General features: G+C 44.1%; 17 protein-coding genes. 12 read left to right on the top strand and 5 right to left on the bottom strand.

Going from position 1 to position 20,899, the window contains the following annotated elements; all coding sequences use genetic code 11:
• The first annotated feature begins 446 nt into the window (after window positions 1-446).
• Together ST37_RS16570 and ST37_RS16565 are read left to right on the top strand one after the other, a co-directional pair.
• Entirely contained in the window at window positions 447-1,094 is a 648-nt protein-coding gene (locus tag ST37_RS16570; protein ID WP_084888743.1) for a glutathione S-transferase, read from the top strand.
• 288 nt (window positions 1,095-1,382) lie between these two features.
• On the top strand, window positions 1,383-2,297 hold the full coding sequence (locus ST37_RS16565) for a phosphotransferase (protein WP_084888452.1): 915 nt from the start codon (window positions 1,383-1,385) through the stop codon (window positions 2,295-2,297).
• Window positions 2,298-2,784: 487 nt separating this feature from the next.
• Here ST37_RS16565 and ST37_RS16560 read toward each other — a convergent pair whose 3' ends face one another.
• On the bottom strand, window positions 2,785-3,117 hold the full coding sequence (locus tag ST37_RS16560; protein WP_084888450.1) for a hypothetical protein: 333 nt from the start codon (window positions 3,115-3,117) through the stop codon (window positions 2,785-2,787).
• A gap of 5 nt (window positions 3,118-3,122) precedes the next feature.
• On the opposite strand from ST37_RS16560, the gene ST37_RS16555 reads away from it, so the two are divergent.
• From ST37_RS16555 to ST37_RS16545, 3 genes are all read left to right on the top strand, one after another.
• Window positions 3,123-3,842, top strand: a complete 720-nt coding sequence (locus ST37_RS16555; RefSeq protein ID WP_084888449.1) for an AAA family ATPase — start codon at window positions 3,123-3,125, stop codon at window positions 3,840-3,842.
• Between the two features lie 1,327 nt (window positions 3,843-5,169).
• A protein-coding gene (locus ST37_RS16550; protein ID WP_143698234.1) for an IS3 family transposase occupies window positions 5,170-6,317 on the top strand; the annotation gives its coding sequence in 2 pieces (ribosomal slippage) (window positions 5,170-5,407 and window positions 5,407-6,317; 1,149 coding nt in all).
• Window positions 6,318-6,350: 33 nt separating this feature from the next.
• Complete coding sequence (locus ST37_RS16545) at window positions 6,351-7,313, top strand: hypothetical protein (protein WP_084888446.1); 963 nt, start codon at window positions 6,351-6,353, stop codon at window positions 7,311-7,313.
• 361 nt (window positions 7,314-7,674) lie between these two features.
• Here ST37_RS16545 and gcvP read toward each other — a convergent pair whose 3' ends face one another.
• Together gcvP and gcvH are read right to left on the bottom strand one after the other, a co-directional pair.
• Window positions 7,675-10,536: an aminomethyl-transferring glycine dehydrogenase gene (gene gcvP / locus ST37_RS16540; RefSeq protein ID WP_084888444.1), complete on the bottom strand. Its 2,862-nt coding sequence runs from the start codon at window positions 10,534-10,536 to the stop codon at window positions 7,675-7,677.
• A gap of 169 nt (window positions 10,537-10,705) precedes the next feature.
• Window positions 10,706-11,086 (bottom strand): glycine cleavage system protein GcvH, encoded by a 381-nt coding sequence (gene gcvH / locus ST37_RS16535; RefSeq protein WP_084888442.1) that lies wholly within the window; start codon window positions 11,084-11,086, stop codon window positions 10,706-10,708.
• Window positions 11,087-11,303: 217 nt separating this feature from the next.
• On the opposite strand from gcvH, the gene ST37_RS16530 reads away from it, so the two are divergent.
• The 3 genes from ST37_RS16530 to ST37_RS16520 all read left to right on the top strand — a co-directional run bounded on the left by ST37_RS16530 (window position 11,304) and on the right by ST37_RS16520 (window position 14,703).
• On the top strand, window positions 11,304-11,927 hold the full coding sequence (locus tag ST37_RS16530; RefSeq protein WP_084888440.1) for an XRE family transcriptional regulator: 624 nt from the start codon (window positions 11,304-11,306) through the stop codon (window positions 11,925-11,927).
• Between the two features lie 145 nt (window positions 11,928-12,072).
• Window positions 12,073-13,191 carry a glycine cleavage system aminomethyltransferase GcvT gene (gcvT, locus tag ST37_RS16525; protein WP_084888741.1) on the top strand — a complete coding sequence of 373 codons (1,119 nt, stop codon included), beginning with the start codon at window positions 12,073-12,075 and terminating at the stop codon, window positions 13,189-13,191.
• A gap of 285 nt (window positions 13,192-13,476) precedes the next feature.
• Complete coding sequence (locus tag ST37_RS16520; RefSeq protein ID WP_084888439.1) at window positions 13,477-14,703, top strand: M20/M25/M40 family metallo-hydrolase; 1,227 nt, start codon at window positions 13,477-13,479, stop codon at window positions 14,701-14,703.
• A 72-nt stretch (window positions 14,704-14,775) separates the two neighbouring features.
• Here the strand turns inward: ST37_RS16520 and ST37_RS16515 are convergent, their stop codons facing one another.
• Window positions 14,776-15,633 (bottom strand): SDR family oxidoreductase, encoded by an 858-nt coding sequence (locus tag ST37_RS16515; RefSeq protein WP_084888437.1) that lies wholly within the window; start codon window positions 15,631-15,633, stop codon window positions 14,776-14,778.
• Between the two features lie 113 nt (window positions 15,634-15,746).
• Between ST37_RS16515 and ST37_RS16510 the strand changes: the two genes are divergently transcribed.
• Window positions 15,747-16,358 carry a TetR/AcrR family transcriptional regulator gene (locus tag ST37_RS16510; protein WP_084888435.1) on the top strand — a complete coding sequence of 204 codons (612 nt, stop codon included), beginning with the start codon at window positions 15,747-15,749 and terminating at the stop codon, window positions 16,356-16,358.
• Between the two features lie 84 nt (window positions 16,359-16,442).
• Here ST37_RS16510 and ST37_RS16505 read toward each other — a convergent pair whose 3' ends face one another.
• Window positions 16,443-17,489 carry an MBL fold metallo-hydrolase gene (locus ST37_RS16505; protein WP_084888739.1) on the bottom strand — a complete coding sequence of 349 codons (1,047 nt, stop codon included), beginning with the start codon at window positions 17,487-17,489 and terminating at the stop codon, window positions 16,443-16,445.
• A gap of 254 nt (window positions 17,490-17,743) precedes the next feature.
• On the opposite strand from ST37_RS16505, the gene yeiP reads away from it, so the two are divergent.
• The 3 genes from yeiP to ST37_RS16490 all read left to right on the top strand — a co-directional run.
• Window positions 17,744-18,310, top strand: coding sequence for an elongation factor P-like protein YeiP (gene yeiP / locus ST37_RS16500; protein WP_084888433.1), 567 nt, complete (start codon window positions 17,744-17,746; stop codon window positions 18,308-18,310).
• 132 nt (window positions 18,311-18,442) lie between these two features.
• On the top strand, window positions 18,443-19,354 hold the full coding sequence (locus ST37_RS16495) for a hypothetical protein (protein ID WP_143698233.1): 912 nt from the start codon (window positions 18,443-18,445) through the stop codon (window positions 19,352-19,354).
• 551 nt (window positions 19,355-19,905) lie between these two features.
• Window positions 19,906-20,899 (top strand): serine protease (locus ST37_RS16490; protein ID WP_084888429.1); only part of this gene is annotated, 994 nt, incomplete at its 3' end.

Genomic DNA, 20,899 nt, shown 5'->3' with positions numbered 1-20,899 from the left:
TATCAGTGTGTGCGAGGCATCTGATACTGCTCATTAAGCAACTAGCCAGGAATCTTTCGTAGTTGCAGAATTTGCAACTACTCCTAAAGGCCCTAACTTTGCCTCTGCCTGATGCGAATTTCAGTCTGAAGAACTTTTTCCCCATTGTGTGTTAGCACCGTTAGCAACAAGGATATTCTATCGCCACAGTCGCATAAAAGAAGCTAGTCGGCGATCCGCAAGACCTAGCTCTGTTTTAATGTCTGAAATAACCTGTGACGAGCATCTTATTTTTAGGGAGGTGACAAAATAAGTCTTTGTAGATATAAGGTTACCCTATACCGTAGCGAGTTAACAGGACTAGTAACACTGAGTGTTCAGCCGCGACAGCTACGTCTCGGTTAAACGGTGCACCTACTAAGATAAATGTTATGAGTATCCGCAACTTTAGAGACAAGGGGGCAACTTTGTTCAAGCTTTATTACTATCCAAATAACGCGAGTCTAGCTCCTCATTTTTTGCTTCATCATTTAAAAGCAGACTATGAGCTGTTGTTAGTTGATAAAAAATTAAACTCTCAAAAATCAGCGGATTATCTTAAGCTTAACCCAGCTGGGCGCATACCGACCTTAGTTGTTAATGACCAGCCAATCTTCGAAAGTCCAGCTATCTGCATACACATCTGCGAATTGCACCCTGAATCAGATTTAATGCCATCGTTAGGTGAGCCGACTCGTCCTCTGTTTTACCAATGGCTCGCGTTTCTTAATAATACGTTGCAAGCGGAGCTCATGGTTCGCTACTACCCTCATCGCCACACTAACGATGAAGCGACCATTCCAAATGTTATAGCGGCTCAGGACGAAAGAATTGCTGATGCATTGTCAATTATCAACGACCAGTTAGAGCGTCATGAATACTTGATAGGTGACACCTTAACAGCATGTGACTACTTTTTGTTTATGCTTGCGGAATGGTCGTTGCCAATTGAGAAGTCACCACTTAAGTTTGAACACCTAGCAGCGTATATGAAACGTCTTTGCTCGAATCCAACTATTAAAGCGGTTTGCGACATAGAGGGTATAGACCTCACACCATTTAAATCATACTCATAACAAATAAGGTTTAAACGCTGCGCAGCCAGCACTTAAACCAAGTGTTGAACAAGCCCGAAGCCACTTATCAATGGAAATATTGCTATGGTGCCCAACTGGGTTGTCGCGTAGACGTTTTTCTCAGGGCGGACACTTCTAGCTCAGAAATGCCCCAAACTGCGTCAGCCTCGACAGAAGCATACTTACACTTGTACCATAATCGCATTAGAAAAGCTGATGCATGGGGCAAACGGCAAGGCTTTATTCCCGTCTATATGATCGGCGATATGAAGTTTTAAAGGGGTGTGAATGAAAGCAATTGAGAAGTCGTGGGTATCAGAGATGCTAGATCTGCCAACTGAATCGTTGAGTTTCGATAGCATTAGCAAGACACCATTTGGCAAGGTGGTAAAGGTTCTTTCTCCATCTCAGACTCTCTTCTTCAAAACTGATGAGGTACTGGGCTGTGAGATAAAAAAAACTATACATATTGCTAATCGCCTTGGGGCGAGCACGATTGATATTGCCGGGGCATCTAGTGGCAACAACTGGCTACTTTCACGTTGTGCTGGTAGTGAAGTGTTTAATGCGCGGCAAAAGAAGCATTGGTTCCAAGCCATGACTTCGCTAGCTCGTTTACATCTTTTGAAATTGACGGCGCAAGATTTTCAAACTCTACCCGTAAGCACGTTTTCTGTTGATGACTTTAGAGACTTCGTTTTGTCCAAATCAGCAATGGAGTACTGGGACATCAGCGAGTTAGACCAGCAAAAGCTGATAGAGATATCCGACCATATCGCTCAATCCTTTAAAAATTCACCTTTTGACGTTTCTACTTTGAGCATCTGCCATGGCGACAGTCACGCTAGAAACGTTTTAGTAGACAGTGACGAAGATGTTCGCTGGTTTGACTGGAGAGAAGCACACATCGGCAATCCGGTATGTGATCTTGGATTTTTTCTGTGGTGGCTAACACCGGATCGTAAACAGCTCGGTATTCAAATAGAAACCACAAACGACTTTATTGAAAGGCTGAGCCTAGAGTATCAGCTTGCGGCTTACGGTGAAGCTAGGTTTGGCTCAGCCAAAGAGCTAATGTCCATTGGATTAGCTCAGAGGGCAATGCTCTATCATGGAACGTATTTTGAGCTTCTAGATAAAAAGCCCTTCTACGTAACATATGCACTTAGGCAGTTGATCAAGCTACACAGCCAAGCAGCATAAAAAGCGATTCAGTAACTCATTTATGCCCCGAAATGATTTAGCGCTTGATTTTGCTATTTCAAGCGAGGTGCTTGTTCGGGCGTATAAAAAGCAATTAATGTTTAGAGTCAAGGTAAGTATTTAGATAATAGGCTTTTATCGTCAAAAGAAGCAGAGTGCGCACCTGGTTTCATATCTGAGACTACAAACCACTCACAAATTGCTATTCTAGCCCTTGCGTTTCCCTTTGACTTTTTATGATTATAGCTCAAAGCAAGGAAGCCAAAAACTGATTTAGTGATTATTATATAAGGATATTTTTGATGAAAAAACTTAAAAACATGTTAGTTGTAACCCTATCTATAATAGCTTTCCAAGCTCCGCTAATGAGCGTAGCCGATGCAGCCTCTAGTCCAAGGTACACCTGCCAAACATGTGGTGCAAAGCATGGAGGGTCGTCAAGTGCAAAGGCTTGTCCTGACTGCTATAAGAAAGCACAGTAATATTTTCACATAGTCTTTTTGAGCACTGCTTCCACGTAGTGCTCAATATCTTCACTGTCATAACCAAGTAGCTTACCAATCATTATTTCGTCATCTATAGAGCGGACTGTATACTGCTTTAAAATCAACTTTTTTAAGGTAAGTGCTTTATCTTTATTTCCTGCAGTGTAAAATATTTGATAGCAATCACCTTCGTGGTAAAAAGGTAAAAGAAAGACCTTTCCCGACTTAACCGCGGATGGAAAAGCTTGATATGTTTCTTTTTGTGGAAAAAAAGCTAATTTCTTTTTACCAGAGAGCATTAATTCCAGCTCTATCCCCTCATGTGGACCAATCATATCCTATGCACTCAAAAAAAATATACGTCAGTAACATTACGATAACAAAAGAAAGCAGCGCTGACAACTACCCTTACAATATTCCTTCAATTAGAAATATAGATGACTTACACTTTAAATCCGAGGTTACATTCATTACAGGTGAGAATGGAGTAGGTAAATCTACTTTACTAGAGGCTATAGCAGCTAATTTAGGTTTCAATACTCTTGGTGGTACTAAAAACACAGTATCCGACGCGGCCGACAGTGATTTATCGAGTTTGAAAGAAAGCATCAAAATAACAAGAACATTTAGTACACCAAAGGAGTGGTATTACTTTAGGGCAGAAAGCTTGAATCAGTTGTCTAAGTATATAGATGAAGTAGGCTATCTTGATGGGTATAATGGTTCCATGTCCCAGCGTTCTCATGGAGAAGCAGCTTTTTCCATCTTTAATAACAAACTTTCAGGCCATGGATTTTATCTATTTGATGAGCCTGAATCAGCATTGTCATTTAATTATCAGTTGGCTTTGTTATCACGTATTGATGAATTAGCTAAACATGGATCTCAAATGATTATTTGTACCCATTCGCCTATACTTCTTTCTTACCCTCATGCCAATATTTACGAACTGAGTGAAATAGGATATCAAGAACTAAGCTATGAAGAAACATCTCAATTTCAGAATATGAAGGCTTTTATAAATAACTATAAAGGGTTTATGCGACGTATATTATCTTAATTATTTCACCCTTCTAGCGAGTTGAACTTGCCCTAATTACGCGATTTCTTAATAAGAAATTCATTCCTGGCATTTTTTAAGCTCCTTTGGATTTCGCGGAAGTACTTGGCATTGTACTTTAGTATATGGAGCAACGAGAACACGAAACTTTTTCTTGGCATGCAATCTCAAAGTCACCTTACTTACTCTTATCCGACAGAAGAGTTTTAGATTAACTGCACTAACGCACTTATGTCCATAAATGAGTTAGGTTAAATTAACATAGTCGCGGGCATATGCCGGGTTACTATTCAGAGTACTTTTAAATACTCTGCCACAATGAACGTTTATTATCTTTGTACTTAAATGTAAAAAAGCGAACCTATACGGTTCGCTTTTTAAATAAGCTCTTAAGTCACAATCTTCATTGCGGTCACGTACTTAATTAAAGTAGTCACAATCTTAATTTTTAGTTGTCAACAGCTGTACTGAAGTATTCAAAAAGTAGACAAACTTGACACCTACCCCAAGTTTTAATAGACATTTTTGAGCCTCTAAAGTATTTAAATTTACTACAAAATGGTATTGCAGGCGTTGGTATCAATCAGCCCTCGGTAGCTCTAGTAGTAGGTTGTTCGTACCATTTTCGATATTCCACCCAGCGACACTAGAAACGCGGCTTCGGTAGTCTGATTCTGGGACCCAAATTCCTGTTATTTCAGATTTTGTAAAACTAGTCTTTTCTGAGCTTCGATGTGACGCTGTTTCCTATATTGTTAAATATAGCTATTACTTTTCATTTTAGCTTACATTATGAGAAATGCTCAGGCCTTTCGAATTCGGTAACTTACATTAAATGAAGTTCAAACTGTAAGCATCAGTTTTAGGCGCGTACATTGCGAAAAGCCTTTCCGTGATTCAAAGAAGGGGGGATTGTTATGTAGCTTATCAGCGATTTTGCAAGTGAAGTGGTGTAGGTTGGAACGTCCTGTTGCTGAAGGTGTTGTTGGCTGAAACACTATTAGCCGGACGATCTAGTCGCAATCTATGTAACGTGACTTAAAATGTAGTAACCCATACTAGATCTTACCCACCTGCCAGTTTGTGAACGCAAAATCATACATCGAGCTGCTGGTGTCTGAACTCAAAATTGGACATAAATGAGTCAGCAATTTTGCTAAATTAGCATTTAAAGGATTACTTCAGGTATTGCTAAACCTCTAATTGAGTGGCCAAATTCACTCAGCCACTACACCGTTATCTTTCTTACTAAAGCAGCGAAAACTGAATAGCCACTGACTTGATAGACGCCTTTTAGTTAGACAAAATAACTAACCAAGAGGTGCTTATGAACAGTAAAAGATATCCTGAAGAATTTAAAATTGAAGCCGTTAAGCAAGTGACTGAAAAAGGTCACAGTGTGGCTGAAGTTGCCGCTCGTTTAGGGACAACTACTCATAGTCTCTATGCCTGGATCAAACGGTATGGCCCAGACTCTTCTCTTCATCAAACCAAGTCCGATGAAAACGCAGAGATCCGTCGACTAAAAAAAGAATTGCAACGGATGACTGAAGAGCGTGACATCCTAAAAAAAGCCGCGGTGTACTTCGCAAGTCAGTCCGACTGAGGTATGCCTTTATCAAAGCCAATATGCCTACCTGGGCTGTACGACGAATGTGCAGCGTGCTTGACGTCCATCCAAGTGGTTTTTACGCATGGTTGAAGCATCCAGAATGCAAACAAGAAAGGCGACGTAAGTATCTTCTCGGACTAATTAAGCAATTTTGGCTCGAATCTGGCTGTGTTTATGGGTATCGAAAGATACATTGTGACTTGCGAGATAAGGGCGAAACTTGTGGTGTCAATCAAATTCATCATTTGATGAAACGAGAAGGACTGCAATCCCAAAGAGGGTACCGAAAGCCAAGAGCCAGAGCGGGGTCTGAGGACATTGTTACCCCAAACAAATTGGATAGAAACTTCAATCCACAAGCTCCAAATCAATCTTGGGTAACCGATATTACTTACATCAAAACTCATGAGGGCTGGCTCTATCTTGCTGTGGTCGTAGACTTATATTCACGCAGGGTGATTGGTTGGTCTATGAAGAGCAGAATGACCAAAGAGCTCGCATTAGACGCTCTTCTGATGGCGATTTGGCGGCGCTCTCCGATAAACAATGTGCTAGTGCATTCAGACCAGGGTAGCCAATATACAAGCCATGACTGGAGTTCATTTTTAAAGCAACATGGATTGGAAGGAAGTATGAGTCGTCGTGGGAACTGCCATGATAATGCTGTCGCAGAAAGCTTTTTCCAACTCTTAAAAAGAGAAAGAGTTAAGCGAAAGATCTACTCAACGAGAGAGGATGCTCGAACTGATATCTTCGAGTATATCGAAATGTTCTACAACGTGAATCGAAGACATGGTTCCAATAATCAACTGTCGCCTGTAGAGTATGAAAAGCAATATGAAAGAAGGCTAACTAGCGTCTAGTGATGTGGTGGCTATTCACACTTCGGAGATTATATGAATAGACAATTGTATTTGGATACATCAGGATTAAATTTCCTTGCAGACAGAGCTAAAGATGCAAACTTGATTACAAGTGCTAAAAAGTATCTTGATATGGAGCTTTATTTGTCACCAGTCACCCTATGGGAAGTATTACTTAACTCAAATGAAAAGCGTCGAGATGAGCTAATTTATTGGGCTCAATTTAACTGTGGCTCGAAGCTACTGAAATCCCCTACAGAAATCCTAATTGACTATATTGGGGCTGGATGCCCTAAAACGGATAAATCGCTTTTTCGGAAACAACCATTCACCTCTCTCGATATGGGCAATACATGGGAAAATATCCATCAGCGCCTCGACTTAACGATACCTATCGATTTGGAGGCATTGAAAGATGCTACGGCAGCTCATAGACAGTTGTCGAAGAAATTTAAGCGAATCATTGAGGGTATGTGCAGTAAGAAAGATGGCACTTACGACTATGAAAAAGATATGTTCCATCTTGCTATGCTCAATACATCAGAGAAGCTGGAGCTCTCTGAAACAATGGTCATTGAGTATGAAGTTGAATTTAAGATAGCTCTCATTTTCGTTTTCTTCTTCATTTGTATTGGTTTTGAATTACAAAATGAACCATTGAGGCAGTTTTGGGAGTCACATCCAGACCTAGATCCTGTCGAGCGATTTGACTATATCCTTAGTAAGTACCCATCTTTAATGGTTGGTGGTCCGTTACTTGAAATGGCGCTAATGGCTAAAGCACAAGTTTCGATGGAAAATTGTAAAAGTCGAGGGCTTGTGCATGACTGTATGCATGCTCTGTATAGTTATTACGCCGATTATTTACTTACTGGGGATGAACACTTTGCAAAGCTCCGTGATGAAACTGACAGTAAGGTATTCTCTCAAATTATGCTAGTTTCAGAGTTAGAAAAGGCATGGGAAAAATCTCAGAAAAGCACGCAAAACGTTTAAGGCTTCAGATACTTTTTCTCATCAGGCTCGATTGCATTGGGCTAAGTCCTCTAACAAGCTTTTGTCCAATAGTGAGTTAGGCCGATTCTTACTGAACCACGATTGAGGTTAAATGTAACTTGAACCACTTAAAATGTTTTGTGCTATCTCCTTGCGTTAGGCAAGAAATTTAGACAAAAAGTAGACTCAAGCGCTATAAAATCGACAACTCGATACCAGTTGAGTACCTAAAAAAATAGACAAACCGAAGTTTGTCTATTTTTTAAATCCACCAAGTTCAGATCTCGTCCAAAAAGGGCAGTTTGTCTACTTTTTAAATACTTTGTCTAAAATTTAAATACTCTGGCACACAGCATCTTCGTTACTCATAATCCCCAATACTAGGACACGAACAAATCAAATTCCGATCCCCATAAACATTATCCACTCGATTCACCGTAGGCCAATACTTCGAAATCTTAGTCGCTTTGCTTGGGAAACAAGCAAGATCACGCGAGTAAGGACGCTCCCAGTCATTTTTTGCTAAGTCGACTTGAGTGTGCGGTGCATTAACCAGTGGGTTGTTGTCTAGTGGCCATTCGCCTTGTTTAACTTTGTCCATCTCTTGTCGAATAGCGATCATCGCTTCGCAGAAACGGTCTAGCTCTTCCAAATCTTCCGATTCAGTAGGTTCTACCATTAGCGTGCCGGCCACAGGGAACGACATTGTTGGAGCGTGGAAGCCGTAATCCATTAGACGCTTGGCGATGTCTTCTTCGCTAATGCCGGTTTCTTCTTTCAATGGGCGAATGTCGATGATGCATTCGTGGGCTACGCGTCCGTTGCTGCCGCGGTAAAGTACCGGGTAGTGTGGGCGCAAACGCTCCATGAGGTAGTTAGCGTTTAGGATGGCCACTTTGGTGGCGTCTGTTAGGCCGCGCTCGCCCATCATGGCGATGTAAGCCCAAGAGATTGGCAAGATAGATGCGCTGCCTAGGTCGGCTGCGGCAACGGCGTAATCTTCACCTTGAGCGCCATTTTCAATGTGTCCTGGTAGGAACGGGGCAAGGTGTGATTTTACACCGATTGGTCCCATGCCAGGGCCGCCGCCGCCGTGCGGGATACAGAAGGTTTTGTGCAAGTTAAGGTGCGACACGTCTGAGCCAATGATGCCAGGGTTTGTTAAGCCCACCTGAGCGTTCATGTTAGCGCCATCTAGGTATACTTGACCGCCAGCGGCATGCACAAGCTCACACACTTCTTTCACTTGCTCTTCATACACACCGTGAGTAGATGGGTAGGTGATCATGATGCTTGAAAGGTTATCAGCGTGCTTTTCAATTTTGGTGTTTAGATCGCCCATGTCGATGTTGCCATCGTTATCACATTTCACCACCACCACTTTCATTGAAACCATTGATGCTGTCGCAGGGTTTGTGCCGTGCGCCGAACTTGGGATCAAACATACGTTACGATGTCCTTCTCCGCGGCTTTGGTGATAGCGTTGAATGGCAATAAGACCTGCATATTCACCCGATGCGCCAGAGTTAGGCTGCAGTGAAAAGTCGTCGTAACCAGTAATTTCGCACAGCTTTTTCTTAAGATCGTCGGCGAGAATTTGATAACCTTGGGTTTGCTTCGCTGGAGCGAACGGGTGGATCGCACCAAACTCTGGCCAAGAAACAGGGATCATTTCGGCGGCTGCGTTCAACTTCATGGTGCAGCTGCCCAGTGGGATCATGCCGTGGGTGAGCGAGAAATCTTTGTTCTCTAGCTGCTTAAGGTAACGCATCATTTGCGTTTCGCTGTGGTGCGTGTTGAATACAGGGTGCGTTAGGAACGCGCTGTCACGGCGACACGCTTCAGGAATAGCGGCAAATTCGTTAGCCGAAATCGCATCCGAAAGTTCGGTGACTTTGTTATGAATATCAAACACTTCAAACAGAATATGAATGTCGGCTTCTGTGGTGGTCTCATCAAAAGACACACCTAGTTGCTCATCAAACTTACGCAGGTTCACATCAAGGCGCAGTGCTTTTTCATACAAGGTGTCTGTCTCTGAACCTGTGTTTACGGTGATGGTGTCAAAGAAGCTGTTGTGTGCAAGTTCAAAGCCTTTTTTCGCCAGCCCTGCTGCAAGAATAGCGGTCATGTGGTGAGTACGACGCGCAATGGTTTTAAGGCCTTCGCTGCCATGATACACCGCATAAAACGCGGCCATATTGGCCAGTAGTGCTTGGGCGGTACAGATGTTCGACGTCGCTTTTTCACGGCGGATGTGCTGCTCGCGCGTTTGCATCGCCATACGTAAGGCTTGGTTGCCGTTGGTGTCAATCGACACACCAATCACGCGGCCTGGCATGGTGCGTTTGTGTTTCTCACGAGTGGCCATAAACGCCGCGTGTGGGCCACCAAAGCCCATAGGCACGCCAAAACGCTGCGCTGAACCAATCACTACGTCTGCGCCCATTTCACCTGCTGGCTTAAGTAGAGCACAAGCGAGTAGGTCTGTGGCTACCGTCACCAGTGTTTTGTTGGCTTGCGCTGCGGCAATAATCTCGGTGAGATCGCGCACATCACCGGTGGTGCTTGGGTATTGTAATAGCGCGCCAAATACATCTTGTTTCGCCAGTGACTCCATTGGGGCAACAAGCACTTCAAAGCCTATAAACTCGGCGCGAGTCTTAACTACTTCTAGTGTTTGAGGGTGAACATCGTCTGCAACAAAAAATACATTACTTTTGCTTTTACCGGCACGCTTACAAAGGGTCATCGCTTCTGCCGCTGCGGTCGCTTCATCTAGAAGAGAGGCGTTGGCAATTTCCATTCCTGTTAGGTCCATGACCATCTGTTGGAAATTAAGTAATGCCTCTAAACGGCCTTGAGAGATCTCAGGTTGGTAAGGCGTGTACGCGGTATACCAACCTGGATTTTCAAACACGTTACGCAAGATAACGTTTGGTGTGAAGGTGTTGTAGTAGCCTTGACCAATAAAGGTACGCTTGACCTGATTTTTGTCAGCAATCTTACGTAATGCGACCAGCATGTCAGACTCGCTCATTGGCTTGTCCAATGACATTGGCGATTCGAGTCGAATTTGAGCTGGAACAGTTTGGTCAATTAACGCATCCAGGCTGTCTGCATTAATTACATCAAGCATGCTTTTTTGATCAGCTTGATTTGGGCCGTTGTGGCGAGCCACGAATTCGTTGGCGGTGCCTAATTGCGAAAGTAATTTTGACATAATCGTTATCTTGTTGAGCAACTGAGTAGAAAAACGCCTCTGCGGGCTTGTGTTTTCATACGTCCTTGTTGAGGAAAGCGGTGCGTGAATACCCGTAACTTTGTCGTGGGTAAACGCGGTATATAAAGTGAAAAAAGCAGCCGAAGCTGCTTTTATTCAATCGTTTCGATTACTCGTCTTCGATGCTGTTTAGGTAATCTTCAGCAGATTTGAGTCCGTCGAGCTCACTGGCATCGCTTAGCTTCACTTTAGCGATCCAGCCTGTTTCGTACGGCTCTTCGTTGATCAGTTCTGGACTGTCTTCTAGTTCTTCATTGATTTCGACAATCTCACCCGTTACTGGTGCGTAGATGTCAGAGGCGGCTTTTACCGATTCTACAAGAGAAAAGCTTTCGCCAGCTTCTACTTCGTCTTCAACGTCCGGTAGGTCAACAAATACTACGTCGCCCAATAGGCCTTGTGCGTGATCAGAAATACCAATTGTTACCGTGCCATCACCGTTGTCGCGAACCCACTCGTGGCTTTCGGTAAATTTAAGAGTCATGTCCATTGTGTGTCTCCAGAAAAACAGAACAGTTTTCATTTATATTGAGCGTAAAATAGCCCGAAGCAAACGTTTTCTCAAGCAAAATTTCCTATAGGAAATATATTTGCCAACTTAAGGCGCAATTTTCCACTAAAATAAACCTCGTGCTTTCCTTTTATAGTCAAGCTGTGGCAAGATTCTGCTTCTTATTTAGTCAAAGTATCGCAGGCGAGAGGGATGAATGTCTGAATCTATTTTTGATGAGTATCCATCGATGACGCTCGAAAAGGCGTCGGACGACACCTCGATAGAACCGCTAAAACTTGGGGTTCGAATCAAAGAGATCCGCACCCAATTGGGCATTACTTTGGAAGAAGCAAGCCAGCGCACAGGTCTTGCTCGGTCAACGTTGAGTAAAATAGAAAACGAGCAAATATCACCGACCTTTCAAGCTATGCAGAAGTTGGCCACTGGCTTAAGTATAAATATGCCGCAACTCTTTGAACCGCCAGTAAAAAAGCAGGCGTCTGGTCGCAGAGATATTACCCTAAAGGGCGAGGGGAAACCCCATCCAACCCCCACTTATGAGCACGAACTTTTGGCCACTCAACTGTCCAACAAACGCATGATGCCGTTTAAAAGTCGTATCCATGCAAGGGCGTTTGATGAGTACCAAGACTGGGTTAGACATGACGGTGAAGAGTTTCTTTTAATCCTCGACGGTGAAGTGCTTTTCTATAGCGAGTTTTACGAACCGCTCGCGATGCGCGAGGGCGACAGTGTCTACTACGATGCCAATATGGGGCACATGCTGGTTTCCACTAGTGCAGAAGATGCACAGATACTTTGGGTGACAGCGAAATAGCAATTACCCAAAGAAAGTAAAAAACAAAAGTTTCCTATAGTGTCCGCAAACGTTTGCATGTCGTGGTTTTGCCCATGCAAACTTGCGGAGCTTCATGAACCAAACAATAAAAAAGAGCGGCCAAGCCGCGCTAGGAGAAAAACAGATGACGGATACATTACTTAAGACCCCATTATATCAAGCGCATGTAGACGCAGGCGCCAAAATGGTGCCATTTGCTGGCTACGACATGCCAGTGCAATATGGTTTGGGTGTTAAGAAAGAGCATCTACACACTCGTGACAATGCGGGTCTGTTTGATGTATCGCACATGGGTCAGCTACGACTAAAAGGGTCCAACGCAGCTGCAGCACTAGAGGCACTTGTACCCGTCGATATCATCGATTTACCAGCAGGCCAGCAGCGTTATGCCTTTTTCACGAACGAACAAGGCGGGATCATGGACGATTTGATGGTTGCCAATTTGGGTGATCATTTGTTTGTGGTCGTCAACGCCGCGTGTAAAGAGCAAGACATAGCACACCTTCAAGCAAACCTGCCTGAAGATGTCACACTAGACGTTATTACCGACCGTGCGCTGCTTGCGCTACAAGGGCCAAAAGCGTCTAGTGTGCTATCGCGCCTTGCACCTCAAGTAGCCGATATGGTGTTTATGCAAGTCGACACTGTGTCACTAATGGGTGTGGACTGTATTGTAAGTCGCTCTGGCTATACGGGCGAAGACGGCTATGAAATTTCGGTTCCACAAGACAAGGCACTTGAGCTAGCCAACGTATTAACGGCGGAAGATGAAGTCGAGTGGATTGGTCTTGGCGCGCGTGATTCGCTGCGTTTAGAATGTGGATTGTGTCTGTACGGGCACGATCTGGATACAGAGACGACACCGGTTGAGTCAAGTTTGCTTTGGGGCATTAGCAAAGTACGCCGTCAAGATGGCGCGCGCCCAGGTGGCTTCCCAGGTGCTGACATTATCCTCGAGCAAATTGCCACCAAAGCCATTTCTAAAAAGCGCGTCGGATTGATTGGGCAAACAAAAGCGCCAGTGCGCGAAGGGGCAAAACTGTTTGATGCTGACAACAACGAAATTGGCGTTGTGACCAGTGGCACCGCTGGGCCTAATGCGGGCAAGCCTGTTTCTATGGGGTATGTAAAAGCTGAATTTGCAGCCCTTGAAACCGAAGTATTTGCGGAAGTTCGCGGTAAGATGCTAGCCATGACAGTAAGTAAAATGCCGTTTGTGCCGCAGCGGTATTACCGTGGCTAACATACACTAGCACGTAGCCCTCCATTCGGAGGGCTTTTTTATGCCTATCGTATTGATATAACTAAAGTGATTGATGGTATTTCTTCTCTTATTAAATGAGTTATTAAAACAAAATGACTTATCCGGATTCTAACTAAATCGCTGCTCTAAGGGGCAATTGCACTTGCAGTTAATAGCAACTAGCGATAGCGTATCGGCTTCTCTTGCCGCCGATGATCCAGCAACGCTGCATTTTGTGGATTATTGACGTGTGAGGCAGTTGTACACAAAGAGAAAGAGCAAAACATGACTTCTACAAATGACATGGAAAATAAACCCGTTTGGCAAACAGAAATGCCGAGCGATCAATTTGAGTTTATGAAAAAAGTCTTAGCCGCACCTTCCCCAATTGGATTTGAAGCTGCGATGACTTACGGCGTCATCAAGCCAGAATTCGAATCCTTTATGCCAAAAGAGTGGGGCATTCATCAATTTAAAGGAAACGCAGGGTTAGTATTTGACTCACACCCAGGCCGTGATGACCTTGTTAGCGTAATGATTGTTGGTCATGCCGATAAAATTCGCATGCAAGTGCGCAAAATCGACAGTGACGGTAAGGTGTGGATCAACACCGACTCATTTTTACCGACGACGCTTATCGGACACGAAGTCCAAGTCTTTTGCCAACATCCAGACGACGCCACAAAATATAAAGTGATCAACCATTGTACCGTTGAAGCGTTGGGTGCAATTCATTTCTCAACTCCGGCGCAGCGCTCGGGTGAGCAAGGCATTAAACCTGAATCTATCTATTTAGAATTGCACACTCACGGTGACGATCGTAAAGCGCAAGTGGAAGCGATGGGGATCCGTGTTGGCGATCCTATTCTTTTGGATCGCCCTATCAAACGCGGCGTATCACCAGACACATTCTATGGTGCGTACTTAGATAACGGCTTAGGCTGTTTCTCGGTCACTGAGATTGCCCGCATGCTCGCCAAAGAAGGGCTAGACAACGTGCGCGTGTTGTACACCGTTGCAACTCATGAAGAGATCGGTCGCTTTGGCTCCACGCAGTTGGTGGGTGAGCTGAAACCTGACGTGCTGATTGCTACCGACGTTAACCACGATTATGAAGCGGCGCCGGGCATTGGCAGCCGTAACATGAACCCATTGAAAATGGGTGAAGGGTTTACCGTTGGACGCGGCTCGGTAACGTCTGAGTTTTTGGTGAAAAGCATCGAGAACGTGTGCCGCGAGCAAAACATTCCGTACCAACTCGACTTTTCTGGTCGCGATATGGGCACCGACGGCATGGCCGCAGCACTCGCGGGTGTCGACAGTGCTGCTATTAGCATCGGTTACCCAATCCGCAACATGCACACGGGGTCAGAGTCGGCGCACACCGGTGACTTATTGTCGTCTATTCATGCCATTGCGGCGCTTTTGCGTCAGTTCAACCAACTGAACGATGGCACTGGCATCACGCAAGACGATTTAAAGAACAGTCATATTCGACTTGATCAACTATAAGCGTTAGAAATGACAAAACGGGAGCCGCATGGCTTCCGTTTTTTTTGATTTGAGCAAAATGTTATTGCCTGCTTAAATTAGTTGCGAACTGATCTTCGCTTGCAGTTTGCTGCCGTCTGGATCGGCTTGAGTTTTCAACGAGGTAAATTCCTCACCCCATGCTGAGGTTCTGGTTCTTACTGGCGGAGAGTCCATGTTTGCACAGTCTATGATCACATCGGCCACTTGATCCGCGGTTTGATATACATCACCTTGCTGCGCTGCTCGGGATTGGGCACCTGCAATGTAGTTCTCCAAAATCGGTTTGTATTGGTCTTCTGGCATGCCCCCAGTTGATGTGAGCTGTTTGAGGACACTGTTGGCAAACTCTGAAGCAATACCACCTGGCTCAACGGCAGTAAACTTGATTCCAAAAGAGGGTGTCACGTACGAGGCTAATGACTCGGTATAGCCTTCGACAGCAAATTTAGCCGCGCAGTAGAGCTCATTAAATGGCTGTCCAACCAAGCCTCCCACAGACGTGACATTAATAACATGACCACTTTGGCGCTCTCGCATGGCGCCAAGTACCGCTTTTGTGCAGCGTACAACGCCATGGTAATTGACATCGGTTACCCATTCGATCTCTTCTTCTGACGCATGCTCTGTGGTTTTAACAAAGCCTGCCCCTGCGTTGTTGACCAAAAGATCGACCTGACCTTCATCCGCAATAATACTCGCAATGGCGCTGTTGACGCTTTCGCTGCTTTCTACATCAAGTTGAGTGATGTTTAAGGTAACGTTGGCTGTTTTGGCCAACTCTTCCAACACCGCGCTTTTTGTAAGGTTGCGCATCGTGGCATAGGTAACGTAACCCTGTTGAGCCAGTTTGATGGCTACGCTTGCCCCTAGACCAGTTGATGTTCCCGTAACAATAGCGACTTTTTTCATGACAAATCCTTTTCCATAAGTAAACTACACTGTGCAGTTTACTTATATGAATTGAAAAGTAAACTCACAAGTATAAAATAGATGGAAATCATTGAATTAAATTTAGTAAAGAAATGACAATTAAGAAGAAATCGGTCAGCGAATTAAAGCGTGAAGCTATTATCGAGGCATCCATTGAGGAGTTTTTGGATAAAGGATTCCAAAAAGCCAACATGGACGCCATTGCACGCAGAGCAAACGTGTCTAAGCGTACCGTGTACAATCATTTCTCAAGCAAGGACGAACTCTTTAAACTAATCACTCTACAAACGTGGGAGCAGGGGAAGGCAGCCACTCATTACCCTTTCAATCCTGCGTTGAGTGTTTCGGTTCAACTTACTGACATTGCTCAAATGGAACTCGAGTTGTGGCGCGCGCCTCGATTCATTGATCTATCACGAGTGCTGTTTGGTGAGTTCTTCCATCAATCAGAGCTGTCGAGTGATGTTATGGATATCATTGCAGCAAGTAACAGTACCTTAAATGATTGGATGGCAGAAGCGGTAAGTGCGGGCGCATTGAACATCGATGACATCCCACGAGCGTGTAAGCAGTTTACGGCACTACTCAAGGCGTTTGGTTATTGGCCTCAACTTATGCTGCGCGCTAAAGCGCCTTTGGAAGAAGAAGAGAAGTCCATAATTGAATCGGCGATTGGGATGTTTCTAAATACTTACCGTGCGTGATGACAAAGTCGATCTCAAGCAGCACGCATAATCAGTAATATATGGATAAACAAAGCCCCGCCATGTGCGGGGTTTTGCTTTTTACTATTGAGCAGAAGCGGCGGTAAGCTTTAACTCTTCTGCTTCACTTACTTCACGCCACCATGCAGTATAAATACCAGGACTGTGTATCTCGACCTGCTCGCCAAATTTTGGTGTTAGCAATTGAACATCATGTTGTACTGCAGCCGATTGAGCGCGCTCAAAAGGTTCGTACCAATCGTGTAATGCGAGATCGAAGGTGCCATTGTGAATAGGGATCATGGCTTTACCTTTAAGGTCGATATGAGCCTGTACGCTTTCTTCTGGAAGCATATGGATCTCTTTCCACATGTCGTTATAGGCACCGGTTTCGATCATGGTAATGTCGAAAGGTCCGTACTTTTCACCTACTGCTTTGAATCCACCAAAATAGCCGCTATCACCACTAAAATAGAGGTTACTGTTTTGTCCTTGAATCACCCAGCCAGCCCATAATGTGCTGTCTTTGTCGAACAACCCTCGGCCAGAAAAGTGCTGAGTTGGCGTTGCAGCAAAGTTGATCCCGTCGACTTGGTGTTCTTGCCACCAATCTAACTCTGTCACTTTATCGGCGTCGACGCCCCAATTGATCATACGTTGACCAACACCGAGTGGAACAATATATTGCGTAACTTTACTGTCTAACTTCTTAAGCGCAGGACGGTCAAGGTGGTCGTAGTGGTCGTGACTGATGATAACCACATCAATGACTGGTAATGCGTCAATATCGATAGGATTAGGGTGGAAGCGCTTTGGTCCTGCCCATTGAACAGGTGATGCACGCTCACTCATCACTGGATCAGCCATGATGGTTTTACCGTCAACTTTCATGAGCATTGTCGAGTGGCCAAGACGAATTACAGAGTCTGTGTTGATACTGTCGAGCTGTTCTTTGCTTACGCTAAGAAACGGTACTTCTTTTGTCGGTGCGGGTTCTTTACGCTTGGCTTTGGCGTACATTTTAGTCATATCCCACAATTGGCTGAGCTTAGTGTCGTAGCTGACTTCTTGATTTTGAAATTTGCCATCGACTTTGATTGATGACTCAGTCGCGTTCAGGGTGTTTGTCATAAATAGCACTCCAATAGCTAAAGCAATACGTTTCACACAGTGTCCTTACAAAAGTAAACTTGCAAGTGCAGTTTAGAGGCAATCTTACAGAAAGTAAACAGCGATGTTTACCTTGGGTTAAAATTAGCCACTATTGGCTCCGTTGAGGTGAAAAACCGACAATTGCATCATGTAGGGGAGATTTCACTTGATCTATCCAATTAGCGTGATAATTTTTGTCCATAACGTAATCTACCCCTGTAAAGGAACATTCCATGCCAAAGGCAAGTGAAATCAAAAAAAGTGCCGCAATAGAGCACAACGGTAAAGTCTACTTCGTAAAAGAGATCAGTAAGCTCACTCCAAGTGGACGAGCAGGTGCAAGTCTTTATCGTATGCGCATGTACGATGTCGCGACAGGCGCCAAAGCAGACGAAAGCTTTAAAGCTGATGAGATTATTTCACTGGCCGACGTAAGCCGTCGCAATGCAATGTTCTCTTACGTTGATGGAGACGAATACGTGTTCATGGATAATGAAGATTACACGCCATACAACTTCAATAAAGACGCCATTGAAGAAGAGCTGCAATTTGTGACTGAAGAAACCCAAGGTCTACAAGTGGTATTGGTAGACGATAGCCCAGTAGCCTTAGAACTGCCGGCAACGGTAGAGCTGGTGATTGAAGAAACCGATCCATCTATTAAAGGCGCATCAGCCAGTGCCCGTACAAAACCCGCGATATTAAGCACGGGTCTAACCGTTCAGGTGCCAGAGTATATAGCATCTGGTGACAAGATTAAGATTAATACTGTTGAAGCTAAGTTTATGGGCCGCGCTTAGTAAACCAACAAAAATAACGTCAACAAGCCCAGATTAATCTGGGCTTTTTTGCACCTTCAAAGTGGTGTTCGATAATTTTCTTGATACACTCAATATGTTCAAATAATTCAATCCTTTGCGGAATTTCATAGTATGACTCGACCAATACACTCGTTACTGCTGCTACTGGCAGCGTGGACATTCATGGTGCCAAACGTCCTTGCCGAGGAAGCCGTTATTGCCTCCCCAGAGCAGACACAAGCTTCGCCGATACACTCTCAACAACCTCTATTAGATAGGCCTTTGCTTGAGCGCTACATTTTGGATGAACTCAAGGCGTTGCGGACAGAACAGCAAGATTTGGAGCGTCGAATGGTGGTTGAGATCACTGATCGTGAGCTGTCCGTTGCAGATAAATCGCTCAACTACGCCAATGTAACTATCAACTACTTTTTCTATTTGATTGCCGCAGTCGCGTCAGTTGTTGCTGTTATTGGTTGGCAATCCATCAAGGATATTAAGGTCAATACTAAAGAGCTAGCAGATAAACGATTAACTCAAATGACACAGGAATATGAGAAAAAGTTCTTGTCTCTGGAGCGCGAGCTACGTAGAAAGACTCGGATCATTACCGAAAACAACCGTGAAATTGAGATCATTAATGAAGTGCAAAAGCTATGGTTACGCTCTCAAAATGCGCCGACTCCAGAGCAGAAGATTGCCATCTACGATGAGCTTCTTAAAATCCGTCCTGGTGACTTAGAAGCGCTGACCTACAAGGCCGATGCCGCCATAGAGATGCGAGAATACCACTGGGCAATGAGTATTTGTAATAAGGTATTGGAAGTGGATGATAAGAATGCGCACGCTTTCTTTCAACGCGCTTGCGCGTATGCTCAACTCGGTGTTGAAAATCAAGCCATCTACGATCTACAACAGGCTGTGGAATACTCCTCTTCGTTTAGAGAGCGTCTTGCAGAAGAACCGGACTTAGAGCCGCTCCATGGTAACGAATGGTTCGACTCTGTGATTGACGCTGAAAGCAGTGATAAGTCGACTTCATAAATAAGTCATCTTCCATCTAATAATTTATAATTATTAATCTCCACTAAATTTATAAACTATAGTGCCAAATCACAAAGTCGCGATTATGGCACTATAGTTATGCATTCATCGCGTCTATCTTTTGTCGAAAAAATAAACTTGCTCGATCTCTCATTTTTGAAACTTGAATTTTCACAAAATATCAGGTTCAAAAAATAACCCAGTCCATTAGTTAATATTCGATCTAGTACTAGTAGCGTGCAAAATTTGAACACTTTTAATACAAAATAGCTCGTTCGCATTCCCCTGTTTTGCTTAATTTTTTTTGGTACGCCCTCCGATAAAAGTAAACTGTTTGTAGCGTCATGTAGCCAATTTGTTGATGTCCCGGCGGATACAAATTGATACATTCCCTGACATTTAACCGACAATTCACTGACCGAAAAACAACCTTTTCACGTTTGCAAGCCCGTGCTGTTGGTTGCTAGTATCGCTGTCACTAACACGAAGCGCTGCGTGTTGAAAATTTAAGTTGTAACAAAATAATTATTACTATTAATGGAAACACAGTCATGTACAAGTATGTTCCACACCTATTTGCGTTTAGCTTTTGTGCTGGTGTGAATGCAGGGGAAAGCTCAGAATTAGTTCATTTCCCGAGCGTCGTTGATCTAGAAAGCAGTGTAAAATCAAGATCTAATATTTCTACGAGAATTATTAATGGGCAAATTGCGTCGGTGAATGATTACCCTTCATTGGCGGCGATCGCTTATGACCCGAATATTAATGATTCATCTTTTCAACTTTATTGTGGCGCAACTATTTTAGATAATTGGCATGTATTAACTGCAGCGCATTGCGTTCAAGCCAATAGCTCAGTTCGTAGTAATACGGCAGTCGCTGTTCAATTGGGCAGACGCAGCGAGTACTCGGAAGGGTATATACCAAAAGTTAAGGTGGCTAAGTATTACATCCACCCTGAATATGTAAATAGCTCGTCATTAGCGTGGCCAAATGACATTGCAATTATCCAGTTGAGAGAGTCATTGGATTTGTCATCACAGTATTTCTCACCATTAGCAAGCAACAGTGATTCTTCACTCTATCGTTCAGATGCATATGATTTTATGGCGGTCGGTTTCGGGTACGTTGGCGCTGGTGGCGCGCTCGACGATGACCTTATGGAAACCACGTTAACCTATAAGTATGAAAAATCTTGCACATCGAGAATGACCGATAAGCAGTTGTGTATGGATGGAGAGATTGATGCGGACAGCGGATTTAAGAACTCTATTTGTTCGGGTGATTCTGGTGGGCCACTGTATTGGTTTGATGGCGGTGAATACATCCAAGTTGGTGTAGCGAGTTTTGGGCCATCATCGTGCGGCTCTACATCGGCAAGCTTTACTTCTGCATACACTGAAGTGTCGGATTATCGTGGTTGGATCGCCGACGTATTGAATGGGAAAATGACGCCTGATCATACTATTGTAAATGTTTCGCCAACCGGCTCATCGACGCCAGAGCCAGAGCCAGAGCCAGAGCCGACGCCAGAGCCAGAGCCGA

Origin of the sequence: Vibrio sp. qd031 (assembly GCF_002100145.1) — a bacterium.
Lineage (GTDB): Bacteria > Pseudomonadota > Gammaproteobacteria > Enterobacterales > Vibrionaceae > Vibrio.
This window is presented reverse-complemented; position numbering and strand designations above follow the sequence as displayed.